The 12,864-nt window shown below is 69.2% G+C and carries 14 protein-coding genes; 2 read left to right on the top strand and 12 right to left on the bottom strand.

Annotation, left to right across the window (positions count from 1 at the left end; all coding sequences use genetic code 11):
* The 6 genes from MIC448_RS05810 to MIC448_RS05785 all read right to left on the bottom strand — a co-directional run.
* The coding region (locus tag MIC448_RS05810; RefSeq protein WP_199484412.1) for a 6-phosphofructokinase at window positions 1-108 on the bottom strand (108 nt) is incomplete at its 3' end.
* 198 nt (window positions 109-306) lie between these two features.
* Window positions 307-2,472 (bottom strand): DEAD/DEAH box helicase, encoded by a 2,166-nt coding sequence (locus MIC448_RS05805; protein ID WP_036297267.1) that lies wholly within the window; start codon window positions 2,470-2,472, stop codon window positions 307-309.
* 230 nt (window positions 2,473-2,702) lie between these two features.
* Window positions 2,703-3,335, bottom strand: coding sequence for a hypothetical protein (locus MIC448_RS05800; RefSeq protein WP_051513211.1), 633 nt, complete (start codon window positions 3,333-3,335; stop codon window positions 2,703-2,705).
* Between the two features lie 75 nt (window positions 3,336-3,410).
* Window positions 3,411-5,732 (bottom strand): cation-translocating P-type ATPase, encoded by a 2,322-nt coding sequence (locus MIC448_RS05795; RefSeq protein ID WP_036297265.1) that lies wholly within the window; start codon window positions 5,730-5,732, stop codon window positions 3,411-3,413.
* Entirely contained in the window at window positions 5,729-5,941 is a 213-nt protein-coding gene (locus MIC448_RS05790; RefSeq protein WP_036297263.1) for a heavy-metal-associated domain-containing protein, read from the bottom strand. The genes MIC448_RS05795 and MIC448_RS05790 overlap by 4 nt, the downstream gene beginning before the upstream one ends.
* 94 nt (window positions 5,942-6,035) lie before the next feature.
* Window positions 6,036-6,926 (bottom strand): glycerophosphodiester phosphodiesterase family protein, encoded by an 891-nt coding sequence (locus MIC448_RS05785; protein ID WP_036297261.1) that lies wholly within the window; start codon window positions 6,924-6,926, stop codon window positions 6,036-6,038.
* A 125-nt stretch (window positions 6,927-7,051) separates the two neighbouring features.
* On the opposite strand from MIC448_RS05785, the gene deoC reads away from it, so the two are divergent.
* On the top strand, window positions 7,052-7,771 hold the full coding sequence (deoC, locus tag MIC448_RS05780; protein ID WP_036297259.1) for a deoxyribose-phosphate aldolase: 720 nt from the start codon (window positions 7,052-7,054) through the stop codon (window positions 7,769-7,771).
* 29 nt (window positions 7,772-7,800) lie between these two features.
* Here the strand turns inward: deoC and MIC448_RS05775 are convergent, their stop codons facing one another.
* Genes MIC448_RS05775 through MIC448_RS05755 form a run of 5 tightly spaced genes read right to left on the bottom strand, consistent with a single transcriptional unit; the run spans window position 7,801 to window position 11,286 of the window.
* The gene (locus tag MIC448_RS05775; RefSeq protein WP_036297257.1) at window positions 7,801-8,796 is read right to left on the bottom strand and encodes a bifunctional riboflavin kinase/FAD synthetase; all 996 of its coding nucleotides are present in this window, start codon (window positions 8,794-8,796) and stop codon (window positions 7,801-7,803) included.
* Window positions 8,793-9,251 (bottom strand): hypothetical protein, encoded by a 459-nt coding sequence (locus tag MIC448_RS05770; protein ID WP_036297255.1) that lies wholly within the window; start codon window positions 9,249-9,251, stop codon window positions 8,793-8,795. The genes MIC448_RS05775 and MIC448_RS05770 overlap by 4 nt, the downstream gene beginning before the upstream one ends.
* Window positions 9,252-9,302: 51 nt before the next feature.
* Window positions 9,303-9,671 (bottom strand): hypothetical protein, encoded by a 369-nt coding sequence (locus MIC448_RS05765; RefSeq protein ID WP_036297253.1) that lies wholly within the window; start codon window positions 9,669-9,671, stop codon window positions 9,303-9,305.
* Window positions 9,668-10,603: a tRNA pseudouridine(55) synthase TruB gene (gene truB / locus MIC448_RS05760; protein ID WP_036297251.1), complete on the bottom strand. Its 936-nt coding sequence runs from the start codon at window positions 10,601-10,603 to the stop codon at window positions 9,668-9,670. Before truB ends, MIC448_RS05765 begins: the two co-directional genes overlap by 4 nt.
* On the bottom strand, window positions 10,603-11,286 hold the full coding sequence (locus MIC448_RS05755; RefSeq protein WP_036297249.1) for a uridine kinase: 684 nt from the start codon (window positions 11,284-11,286) through the stop codon (window positions 10,603-10,605). Before MIC448_RS05755 ends, truB begins: the two co-directional genes overlap by 1 nt.
* 254 nt (window positions 11,287-11,540) lie before the next feature.
* On the opposite strand from MIC448_RS05755, the gene MIC448_RS05750 reads away from it, so the two are divergent.
* Window positions 11,541-12,395 carry an A/G-specific adenine glycosylase gene (locus MIC448_RS05750; RefSeq protein ID WP_036297269.1) on the top strand — a complete coding sequence of 285 codons (855 nt, stop codon included), beginning with the start codon at window positions 11,541-11,543 and terminating at the stop codon, window positions 12,393-12,395.
* A 3-nt stretch (window positions 12,396-12,398) separates the two neighbouring features.
* Here MIC448_RS05750 and rbfA read toward each other — a convergent pair whose 3' ends face one another.
* The gene (gene rbfA, locus MIC448_RS05745) at window positions 12,399-12,863 is read right to left on the bottom strand and encodes a 30S ribosome-binding factor RbfA (RefSeq protein ID WP_051513209.1); all 465 of its coding nucleotides are present in this window, start codon (window positions 12,861-12,863) and stop codon (window positions 12,399-12,401) included.
* Window position 12,864: the final 1 nt, after the last annotated feature.

Below are 12,864 nucleotides of genomic sequence, written 5' to 3'. Positions count from 1 at the left end.
CCCGACGAACTCGAGGTCGTACGCGGTCGTGCCCTTGAGCACGACGCCGCGGATGACCGCGTTCAGTCCGGGGCAGTCGCCGCCGCTGGTGAGGATGCCGATCTTCATGTCTGATCCTTGCGTTTCGGGAGGGGGATCCGGCGACGCTGCCCCCGTCACACTATCGCCGGATGCGGCGCCCTGCTACACGCGCCCTACTACACGATCCCTGCCAAACGAGCCCTGCCAAACGAGCCCTGCCACAGGAGCGCGGCCGGACGCACGGACGGCGGAACGTCGGGCCGCGCACCCAAGCCGCGGATGTCGTTACTCGCCGCCGAGCGCCCGGCGCGTGAGGTGCATGAGCGCGCTGAGCTGCACGGAATCGCTCGAGGCGGGGTCGACAGCTTCGCCATCGAGGGCGCGCAGGGACAGCCCCTGCTTCGAGTCGATGAGCTCAGCGATCTTCGTGTCGATGGTGTGCGCCGCGATGATGCGCCAGGCGGTGACCGGCTCACCCTGTCCGATGCGGTGCACGCGGTCGATTGCCTGCGTCTGCTCGGCCGCGGTCCAGCTGAGCTCGGCGAGCACGACGTTCGACGCGGCCTGCAGGTTCAGTCCGACACCCGCGGCCGTCAGAGAACACACGGCGATGCCCACGCTCGGATCGTTGTTGAACGCGTCGATGCCGTCCTGGCGGTTCGCCGTGGTCTGATCCCCACGAATCGAGATCGTCTTGAGTCCGGCGGATGCGAAATGCGCCTCGGCGGCGTCCATGACGTCGATGTGCTTCGCGAAGAACACGACCTTGCCGACCGCGCGCTGCAGCTGCACGGCGTAGTCGGCCGCGAGGTGCGCCTTCGCTTGACCGATCTTGCGCACCATGGTGAAGACGTTCTCAGACCCCGCACCGGCAGCCTTCGACTCGTCGAGCTCGTTCTGCGCGACGAGGCGCACGATGTCGGCGTCGATGTCGTCCCCGAGAGAATTGCCCATGCCGCGGTCTCCGCGAGCGGTGACGATACGACGGTAGCGATCGGCGAGGCGCTGGCCGAGCTCGCGCTCGGCGTCTCGGATCGAACGCCCGAATTCGTCATCGAGCTCGACGGGGAGATCGGCGATGAGCTTGTCGGGCAGGTCGGCCGCGACATCCTTCTTCTTGCGACGGACGATGCCCATCGAGATGACGGCCTCGCGGGCCTCGGGGTAGAAGGCCTTGTCGGCCGGCGTCATGCCGGTCGCATCGAGCTTCTCCATCAGCTCCGGACCGGGCTTCTCACCATTGGTCCAGCCGAGGAAGCGCCAGATCGCATCGAAGTCCTCGACGTCGTTGATCAGGGGCGTTCCTGTCAGCGCCATGAGCAGCGGGTTGCCGCCGGGAGTCATCTCGCGGATGCGTCCCGCCAACGTCAGCACGTTCTGCGAACGCTGCGACGAGAGGTTCTTGATGAAGTGAGCCTCGTCGACGACCATGCCGCGCAGCCCGATCGAGCTGAGCCACGCGAGGTGACGGTCGAGGATCTCGTAGTTGACGATGAAGATGTCGGCGAACGCGTCGATCGTGGCGCCGTCACCCTGGATGACGGTGGCACGGCGCTGCGGTGTCCACCGCTCCACTTCGCGCGCCCAGTTCATCTTGACAACGTTCGGCACGACCGCGAGCAGCGGGTATGCGCCGGCGACGGATGCTGCGAGGAGCGATTGCGCCGTCTTGCCGAGACCGGGCTCGTCGGCGAGCAGGAACGTACGATGCCCGTCGCGGACCGACTCGAGAAAGCGAGACTGGTGGGCCATGATCTCGCGGCCCTTCGGCGAAAGCCGATCGAACTCGGGAACGGGAGGCAGCTCCATCGACGCCGCACCACCGCCGGCTCCGGTCTCGAACGCCTTGTACAACGGGCCCATGAGTTCCCAACCATCCAGTCGACGGCGCGGGCTCTCGCGCCGCACGGGGCGGTCGAGGTCGGGCGCGAGGAAGGGGTTGGCGAGCTGGCGAGCCTCGATCGCGGGCGGCACGACCTGCTTCTCGGCGAGTGCGGGCGGCACGACCGGGGCGAGCGCAGGTGCCGCATCCGTGATGATGAGCTCGTCGGGCGCGAGTTCGGCACCCGACTCGAGCAGCCAGTCACGGCGCATGCGACGGGCAACGGGCGACGTCGCCTGGTCGACCTCGAGCAGTTGAATGAGGGATGTGTCCCGCGCGGCGGTCTTCGCCAGGATGGTCGCGACGCCGTCGAGGCGCTTGAGCGACTCGGACCGCACCGCATCCGGAACCGTCGTGTCGTTCTTGACCCGCGCGCGCTCTTCGCGCACCAGGAATGCGATCACCTGGAACTTGACGCGGTTGGTCGGTCCCAGCTTGCCGCGCTGCGCCTTCGCCTCGACCTCGCGCACCTTGCGCGCGAGGATCGGGATCAAAGGCGCGTCGTCGTCGCGACGTGCGGACGACTGCTTGCGGCGCCTGTGCAGCTGTGGCTGTGCCGTGCTCGGCATGCTCCTCCTGAGCGTGTGCACCGGAAGACCCGGTGTGATCTCCAGCGCGAGGCTGGCGAGCTGATGAAACCCCGTGGGCGGCTGGTGGGCCGTGACAGACACGGGCGAGAAAAGCGGGGACGAAGCGTGAAGCGGATGCCTCGGCACGAGCGTCGCAGCGCGGTTCCTCCCCCGTATTCTACGGCATCCGGGCCGTGCTCGTGCGTCCGACGCGTCAACCGCGCCGACGGTCACCCCCACAGCGTCGCGACGACATCCTCCATGTAGCCCTGCGGCCCGAAGTTGATCCAGCGCGTGGACACCCAGCCGTTCGCCCGGAAGTAGTGGGTCTCTCCGAACGCGTTCTCTTCGTCGGTCCGCTGGATCCGGCAGGCCGTGCCGTCCTCGAAGTCTTCGCACGCGAAGCCGCGATCTGGCAATGAGTCGATAACCGTCTGGGCTTGACTCGCATCAACGATCGTGACATTCGTGGCCAGACCATACGAAGAGGGCAATCCCCACGAGCAGCGGAGCGTCTGAGCGCCGGATGCCAGAACCTCGAGCGCTTCGACGACCTCCGTGGAGTCCATCGTGACGCCGGGATCGTTCAGCGGCGGATTGTCGGCCTGCAGCAACGACAGCATCTCCGCCGAGTAGATGTCTTCGCAGCTCGCCGGGATGGAGATGTCGGCGACGGGCTCCGGGCTGGGCGTCTCCGATGCGTCGGGCGTCTCGCCGAGGGTCGTGATCTCGGGCGTCGGGTCACCCGTGCTCGTCGATGTCGGGGCGGGGTCCGCCGTGCAGCCGGCGAGCGCGACCGCGCTCAAGACCACCAGGGCCAGCGCACCTCGACGGATCAACGAAACGTAGCGGTCCGGGCGCATGGCATCCTCTCAGCGCAGGTGATGTTTCACCAATGTACCGCCGCGAAGGACGCGGAAAGGACCGGATGCCTCGCCTCAGCGTACGGAACGCAGGCGCAGGCTGTTCAGAACGACGAAGACGCTGGAGAACGCCATCGCCAAGCCCGCGATCATCGGGTTCAGCAGACCCGACGCCGCGAGCGGGATCGCCGCGACGTTGTACCCGAACGCCCAGAAGAGGTTGCCCCTGATCGTCCGCATGGTGCGGCGAGCAAGCCGGAGCGCCGTGACGATCGACTCGGGGTCGTTGCGGACGAGGGTGATGTCGCTGGCGTGCATCGCGGCATCCGTCCCGCCCCCCATCGCGATTCCGAGATCTGCCGCGGCGAGAGCGGCGGCATCGTTCACGCCGTCGCCGACCATCGCCACCCGGCGCCCGGCCGCCCGACGCCGCTCCACCTCGGCCAGCTTCCCCTCGGGCAACACCCCGGCCACGACCTCGTCGATACCGACGCGGGCCGCAACCGCGCGCGCCGCGCCCGTACCATCGCCCGTGAGCAGAACCACGTCGATCCCCTGCTCGCGCAGGCTCGCCACGGCCGCCGACGCACCCTCCCGTACGTCGTCACCGACGGCGAAGACGGCTCGAGCAACGGGCGCGCCGGATGCGTCCGCCCAACCGACCACGACGAGCGAGCTGCCATCCGCACGCTCGAGGGCACGCTCGAGATCGGCGGGCAGCGCAGCCACTTGCTCGACGGCGAAGGCGGGACTGCCCGCGAAGGCATGCACGCCATCCACGATGCCGGTCACCCCCCGGCCCGCGTGACTGCGGAAGTCGTCCACCGCGACAGCTGTGGTGGCTGCGCCGGACGACACACCGAACGACGCGATGGCGCGGGCGATCGGATGCTCCGACCTGCCCTCGAGCGCGGACGCAACCCGCAGCACGTCGCCGCGGCGGTCGTCTCGCGCCACAACGACCTCGCGGACCGTCATGGCACCGGTCGTGAGCGTACCGGTCTTGTCGATCAGCACGGTGTCGATGCGGTTCGCGGACTCGATCGCCTCGGGTCCCGTGATGAGCACGCCCAGCTGGGCACCACGGCCCGTGCCCACGAGGATCGCGACGGGTGTGGCGAGGCCGAGCGCGCACGGGCAGGCGATGATCAAGACCGCGACGGCGGCGGTGAAGCCCGAGGCGAGCGGCTGGCCGAGCGCAACCCACGCAAGGAGCGTCAGGATGGCGAGCACGATCACGATCGGCACGAAGATGCCCGAGATCCGATCGGCCAGTCGCTGCACGCGGCTCTTACCTGCCTGCGCGTCCTCCACGAGGCGTGCGATGTGCGCGAGGCGGGTGTCGGCACCGACCGAGACGGCGCGAACCAGCAGTCGCCCATCGACGGCGACGGTGCCACCGCTGACTTCATCACCCGTGCCGACCTCGATCGGGACGGACTCGCCCGTCAACATCGAGGCATCCACCGCCGCTCGCCCCTCGGCGACGATCCCGTCCGTCGCGATCGTTTCGCCCGGACGCACGATGAACGTGTCGTCGACCCGCAACCGGTCGACGGGGATACGCCGACCGCTCTCGAGTTCGACGTCTTTTGCGCCGAGGTCCATGAGCGACCGCAGCGCGGCACCCGCCCGGCGCCGCGAGCGCTGCTCGATGTAGCGACCGAGCAGGAGGAACACGGTGACCGCCGCGGCGACCTCGAAGTAGACGAGTGCTGTCGAGTCATGGACGGGACCGAAGAGCACGACGTCGTGCCGTAGCCCGATCTGCCCTGCGTTGCCGAAGAACAACGCCCACACGCTCCACAGGTAGGCGGCCATCGTGCCGAGGGTGATCAAGGTGTCCATCGTGGCTGCGCCGTGCCGTGCGGCTGCGAACGCGGCGCGGTGGAACGGCCAGCCACCCCAGAACACGATCGGGGTGGCGAGCACGAGCGACACCCATTGCCAACCCGCGAACTGCCACGCCGGAACCATCCCGAGCACGACGACCGGCAGGGCGAGCGCGGCGCTGACGATCAGACGGGTCGCGAGCCGGGTGTGGCCGGGAATGTCTTCCGCATCGTGCTGGTGCCCTCCCTGCTCATCCGAATCGTGCGGACCGTGCGCGTCACCGGTGCCCCGTTCGTCATGAAGGTGCGAGTCGGCCGAACTCGCATGGGGAACCGGTCGAACACGTGCGGTGTACCCGGCTTCGGCGACCGCAGCCACCAGCCGGGCGTCATCGACATCCGCCGACACCTGCACTCGCGCGGATTCGGTGGCCAGATTCACGGATGCCGAGACGCCCTCGACCTTTTCGAGGCGCTTCTCGACGCGCGCAACACAGCTGGCGCACGTCATGCCCTCGATCTCGAGGGTCGCCTCCCGGTACGGGGCGGGATTGGCGGAGGTCATGCTCGCCCCGCGAGCGTGTATCCCGCCTCGACCACGGCGGCCGACAGGCGCGGTTCGGAAATCTCGTCGACCGACTCGACGGCGACGGTCGCTGCAGACAGATCGACCGTCGCGGTCTCGACGTCAGCGAGCGCTGAAACTTCTTGCTCGACCGAGCGGGCGCAGTGCCCGCAGGTCATGCCTTCCACACGGTAGGTGCGAATCGTCATCCGGATGCCTCCTCGCCCGCCATCGTCGACGGTGCTCTGTTCGTCAACCAGAATACCCCCCTGGGGTATTCCCGCGCGGGACGAGCGGAGTCGATCAGGAGGAGGTCAGCCACGTGGCGAGCATCTCGGGCCGATCCGTGACGATCCCGTCCACGCCGAGATCGACGGCGTCGCGCCACTCGCGATCCTCATTGAACGTGTAGACCACGACACGGAGACCCGCAGCGTGCAGCTCGTCGACGATCTCGGGGCGCGCGATCACGGCGCTGCCCTTCGCCAGCACACCTCGCACCCCGAGTGCACGCGCGGCCTGCACGACGTCCTTTGGAAGCGTGCGCAGGATGGCGAGGCGCGAAACGACCTCCGACTCCGTCGCCACCAACGCGAGGGTGCGGGCGTCGAAGCTCGCCGCGGCGACCCTCCGCTCGAGGCCGCGCGCCTCGATCTGGGCGACCAGGTGCGCCACCGCAAAGGGAGTCCACTCCCCCTTCAGCTCGATCAGCGCTCGGGTCTCGGAGGCGGCGAGAATGTCGAGGAATTCTTCGGCCAGCGGCACCGGCGTGCCCACGAACGCCGTGCCGAACCATCCGCCCGCGTCGAGGGATCGAACGTATGCCAGCGGAAGATCTGCGAGCCGGCCCGAACCATTCGTCGTCCGATCGACCGTGGCGTCGTGCATGAGCACGGCCGCGCCGTCGGCGGTCAGTGCCACATCGACCTCGACGTAGTCGAACCCCGCCGCTATCGCCGCAAGAACGCCCGGCAGAGTGTTCTCCGGCGCGCTGTGGGCGTCGCCGCGATGGCTCGCGACGAACGCTGGCTGGCCGGGGTCGCGGGTTGCGCCCATCAGCTCTCGCGCCGATACCGGGGCGGGCGATGCGCCCAGAAAGGCAACCGTGAGGCTCATCGCGGCCAGCACGGCGACAACGATCAGCGGGCCGGCGCTGCGAGTGGCAGCGGGCCCGTGTGCGACGGTTTCGGACATCGTCGATCCTTCGAGACAATCGCGTCGTCGTTGACGCGTGAGCCCACTGTAGACCCCGCCGTTATCGTTTCGTTACAGCCAACGGCCCGGGGCGCCCGGCGGCAGCGGCGCGTACGCTGGAAAACATGCCCCTCGACATCACCGAGGCCGCCCTCGCGGCCACCCTTGATCACGCGATCCTCAAGCCCGAATTCACGCGCGCCGACGTCGACGCCGAGCTGGAGACAGCCGCACTCTGGCGTGTATTCAGCGTCTGCGTGCGCCCGTCCGACATCCCGTACGCCGTCGCACGACTCGAGGGCACCGGCGTCGCGGTCGGCACCGTCATCGGGTTCCCGCACGGCACCACCTCGACCGCCGCGAAGGTCGCCGAGGCCCGCCAGGCGATCGCCGACGGCGCGACCGAGCTCGACATGGTCGTGAACATCGGATGGCTGCGCTCCAACCTCGATGACGAGGTCACCGCGGACATCGCCGCCGTCGTCGAGGCCGCTGGCGACCTGATCACAAAGGTCATCCTCGAGACCTCCCTCCTCGACGACGAGCAGATCGCCCGGGGAAGCCGCCTGACCGAAGCCGGCGGCGCCGACTTCGTCAAGACGTCGACCGGATTCGCCGGCGGCGGTGCGACCGTTCCCCACGTCGAGCTCATGCGCGCGAGCGTCGGCCCCGACGTACAGGTCAAGGCATCCGGCGGCGTCCGTGGCCTCGACACGGCTCTCGAGATGCTGGACGCCGGTGCGACACGCCTGGGCACGAGCGCGAGCGCGACCATCCTCGGCGAACTTCGCGCCCGGCTGAGCGGGAGCGGGACGAGCGCCGCGATCGACGAGTCGTCGTACTGACGCCCGCCGCCGATCGGTACGAGCTGCGCTCAGCCGCGCCGCTTCACGTCTGACGCAGAGGGCGCCGCCAGCAGGATCTCGCGGGACCGCTCGACGTCGTCCGCCATCTGATCTTTGAGCGCTTCGACTCCGGCGAAAGCGGACATCCCCCGAAGTCGTGCGACGAACTGCACCTCGACGACGTGCCCGTAGAGGTCCAGCTCGGTCTCGTCGAGGACGTACGCCTCGACCTGCCTGCGATGAACGTCGTCGAAGGTCGGGTTGTCGCCGACCGAAATGGCGGCGGGGTAGCGCACTCGGGTGCCCGGCTGGCTCGCCGCGACGCCGTCGATCAGCCACCCCGCGTACACCCCGTCACGGGGCACGAGTCCTTGTGCGGCGGCCTCGAGGTTTGCGGTTGGGTAGCCGAGCTCACGCCCGCGCTTCGCACCGTGCACGACCTCGCCCCAAACGGCGGGCGGACGGCCGAGCAGCTGAGCCGCCGTCGCGACATCCCCCGTGGCGAGCAGTTCGCGAATCCACGTGGACGACACGCGCCGACCGCTCGGCGCGCTCCGCACGTCGGGCAGCTCGTCGACCGTGAACCCGTACCGCTCCCCCAGCGCGCGCAGAAGCGCGGGTGTGCCAGCTCCGTCACGGCCGAACCGGAAGTCTTCGCCGATGAGAACGGAGCGTGCGTGCAGTGAATCCACCAGGACACGGCGGACGAAGTCCTCGGGTTCTTCCGAGGCGAGCTTCTCGTTGAACTCGAGCATGAGCGTGGCATCGATCCCGGTCGACGCGAGCAGGGCCGCCTTCTGCTGCGGGGCGACGAGCGCCGGGGGCAGTTTCGCGGGGTTCAGCAGAGCGAGCGGATGTCGGTCGAACGTGACGACGGCCGACCGTGCACCCAGACCCGCCGCGTCCACGAGCATCTTCTGCAGAACCGCGCGATGTCCCGCATGCACGCCGTCGAACTTGCCGATGGCGACAACGGTCGGCCCGAAGTCATCGGGCACATCGTCCGGCGAGCGGAAGAGGATCATTTCCGCGCCCCGGCAACGGCGGATGTCTCGGCGTGCGACTCGTCGGCGCCCGAGACGGGAGGATGCGTCCGCAGCCACCACAGGCCGACGAACGGCAGGACGAGCGGGATGAACAGGTAGCCGTAGCCGAACACAGACCAGACGGTGTGGTGCTGGAAGACGTCGGGGATCACGAGGCTGAGGGTGCCGACGACGAGCACCCCGAGCAGCTCGAACGTGATCGCGACCCAGGCCACGATGTACCAGTGGCGCGTCCCCGCGAACACGAGCGCGAGCGTCGCCAGGAGATAGACCGCGGCCGCCAACCCCGACAGCGAATACGCCACCGGCGCCTCGTCGAAGCGCTGCGCGATCTGCACGAACGAGCGCCCGAGGGCCGCAAGCGCCATGATGGCGTACACCGCGACCAGCACACGTCCGATGCCGGTCATCCGTCGGCGCGCAGGAGAACTCATAACCCGTCAATCTTACGGCGGTCCTCCACCCGTGCGAGGCGCCGGCGTCGTTCAGCCGATCGGTGCGGTCCAGATGACCTGCATACGCCAGACCATGACAGCGATGGACAGGGCCACGACTCCCATGATCACGGTGCTCCAGCGGCTGCGCTCCAGCAGTGCCCAGGCGACGCCGGCCGCGGGCAGGAGCGCCGCGGCCACCAGATAAACCCAGAATTCCAGCGCACTGCCCGTGGGCGGGTTTCCGACGACGGGCGCGACGATAGAGACGACGACCTGCGCGATCAGCAGCAGTTCGATGAGAGCGAGTGAGCCGACGGTCCCGTCGCTGGGTCGACGACCCGCGAGGCCCGCCACCACGCAGAAGAGTCCGGCCGCAACCGCCACAACGACCTGCACGATCGTGAACCACAGGATCATCGCGCTCCCCCATTCTCGGCCGCACCCTCGGCCGCGGCACCGGTCGGCAGGTTCATCAGGCTCTTGAGATCGTCGCCGCGCCGACCGACGATTCCGATGAGCTCCCCGGCCGGATCGATCGCGGCGGCCTGCTCGCCCATGATGCGGCCGGCAGCGCCCGTCAGACGCTGACCATGGCGCAGAGCGGATGCCTCGGCATCCGTCACCTCGATGCCCCCGAGCACCCGCATGGCGACATCGGCGGACGACAGCAGCGGCTCTATCGCGATCGCCTCGGGCACCACAGCATCGGCGATGTCGAACGGCCCGACGCGGGTGCGCCGGAGCGCCGTGAGGTGTCCCCCGACGCCGAGCGCCGTCCCCAGGTCGCGCGCGAGCGCACGGATGTAGGTGCCGCTCGAGCAGTCGACAACCACGTCGAGGTCCACCGCTTGGTCGGTGCGTCGCACAGCAAGCACGTCGAACCGCGACACGGTCACGTCACGCGAGGCGAGCACGACCTGCTCCCCCGCGCGAGCGAGGTCGTAGGCGCGGCGCCCGCCGACCTTGATGGCCGAAACCGTGCTCGGGACCTGCGAGATGCGTCCCCTGAGCGCAGCGATGTGGGCGTGGATGGCCTCGGTATCGACCGCGGCGAGCACCGCCGGGTCGGCACGCGAGACGATCTCGCCGTCTGAGTCGTCCGAGTCCGTGGCTGCCCCCAGCCGAATCGTCGCCTCGTAGGTCTTGTCGAGCCCGACGAGATAGGTCAGCAGCCGCGTTGCCGAATCCACCCCCAGCACCAGCAGCCCGGTCGCGAGGGGGTCGAGTGTCCCGGCGTGGCCGATCTTGCGCGTGCCGAGGGCTTTGCGAGCGCGCGCGACGACGTCATGGCTCGTCATCCCGCCCGGCTTGTCGACGAGCAGGATTCCGGGTCCGTGCGCGCTGACCATCAGCAGAAGTCGGCGTACATGCGCCGCGGATGCTCAGGGTCGGTGTTGTCGACGATGACGGACGCGGCACGCGAGGGAGCCGCCTCGCGCCGGTACAGTTCCTGACCGGCGCGGTACCGCCGATTCGCGGGTGCCATCGGGTCGGGATCGGACCCGTCCCGCTGTGCCATGCGCTCCGTCGCGACGTCGATGGGTACCTCGAGCCACACCGACCAGTGCCAGAGGCCCCGCAGTGTCGGCCGGTGCAAGAAGATTCCGTCGACGATCAGCGCGGCGTCCTCGGGCCCCGTCACCCAGCGAGCCTCGGCGGGTACGTCGCGGGCGACATCCCAGGCTGCGAGCTGAAAACCGGTCGAGGGCATCGTGGCGCCGTCGCGGAAGGGATCGATCAGGACGCGGCGCAGCGTCGCCTCGTCGTACGAGTCGAGGTAGAACCCCTCCGGCGAGTCCCGGCCGCGTGCGTAGCGTTCTGCTCGAGGTCTGTGGAAGCCGTCGACCGAGGCACGGAAGACGGATGCCCCGTCCTCGGCGAACACGTCGGCAAGTCCGTCGGCGAAGACCGTCTTGCCCGCACCGTCGATGCCGTCCACCGCGATGATCACTCGACCGGCTCGGTACGTCCGGCGCAGCTCGTCGCGGAGCTCCCGCAGCAGGGTTGTGCGGGGCGTGACGGGCAGGCGCATCCCCTCAGCCTACGGCGCGCGCGGGCGCCCCCGCCTCCTGGGCTCCGTCATCCGTCTGTGCCGGACAGAACTCCGGACGAATCGCCTCACAGGCCCGCGGATCGACCGATTCCGGCCCTCAAAACCGCTTTCTTCCGGAGTCGTGTCCGCCTGCGCCACCACACCGGCGGCGCAGCCGTTCATCGCCCCAGCCTCGTAGGCTGGAACCCGTGCCCGCATCCGTCCGTCCCGAAGCGGTCAACGAGGTCGAATGGGTGCCCGAGCTGATCGACTGGTACACCGCGACCGCGCGCGAGCTGCCCTGGCGGCGCACCGGTTTCGGGGCGTGGGGGGTGCTTGTCAGCGAGTTCATGCTGCAGCAGACCCCCGTGAACAGAGTCGTGCCGCTTCTCGAGGCGTGGCTTGAGCGCTGGCCGACCCCGGCGGCATTGGCAGCGGATGCTCCGGCCGAAGCCGTCCGGCAATGGGCGAACCTCGGCTATCCCCGTCGCGCCCTCTGGCTGCACCGGGCGGCCATCGAGATCACCGACCGCCACGGCGGGGTCGTGCCCGCGGACGTCGACGCACTCCTCGCGTTGACCGGGATCGGCGACTACACCGCCCGGGCCATCGCGGTCTTCGCCTACGGCCTGCGCGAACCGGTCGTCGACACCAACACCCGACGCGTCCTCGCGCGTGTCGTGGCGGGGCGCTCCCAGCCCGGCGCCGCCCATCGGCGCGATCTCGACGACATGCGTGCCGTGTTGCCCGACGATGTCGCGCGCTCCACGATCGTCAATGCGGCGGCGATGGAGCTCGGCGCGGTCGTGTGCACGGCGCGCTCACCCCGCTGTGACTCGTGCCCCATCGCTCGATCCTGCGCCTGGCGCGCGCTGGGCTACCCCGACACCGGCGATACCCGCCCGCGCCAGGGGCGCTACGAGGGCAGCGACCGGCAGACGCGGGGGGCGATCCTGCGCGTGCTCCGCCAGGCGGACGGCCCCGTTCCCCTCGACGGCATCATCCCGGACTGGCCGGAGCCCGGGCAACGTGATCGCGCGATCGATTCACTCGTCACGGACGGCCTGGCCGAGGCATCCGATGGTCTGCTGCGCCTGCCCGGAGCCTGAGGCCTACTTGTCGAGTTCGGCGGCGTCCTCGTCGAGGTCCTCGTCCTCGGGCTCGATCTCGGCCTCGTCGAGCTCACCGTCGGAATCCTCGCGGGGCTTGACGTACGGATCGGCGTCGCCCGCGTACGTCGCGGATGCGGCGATTCCCGCGACGGCGGCGTCACGCTCGCGCGCCTCACGCAGGAGCGCCGAGATCGCGTCGGCGTTGTCGGGCAGTGCGTCCTGGATGAACTCCAGCGACGGGGTCAGCCGCGTGTTGAGGTGCTTGCCCATCTCGGACCGCAGCATGCCGGTCGCCGAGGCCAGGGCCTTCGCGCTGTCGGCGCGCTCTTCGTCCGACCCGAGGACCGTGTAGAAGACGCTCGCGTGTTGCAGGTCGCCCGTTACGCGGACGTCGGTGATGGTGACGAACCCGAGGCGGGGGTCGCGCAGTCCCTTTTCGAGGCGTTCCGCAAGGACCACCTTGATC

The sequence above is a fragment of the Microbacterium sp. C448 genome (assembly GCF_000582705.2).
In the GTDB taxonomy this organism is placed as follows: Bacteria; Actinomycetota; Actinomycetes; order Actinomycetales; family Microbacteriaceae; genus Microbacterium; species Microbacterium lacus_A.
This window is presented reverse-complemented; position numbering and strand designations above follow the sequence as displayed.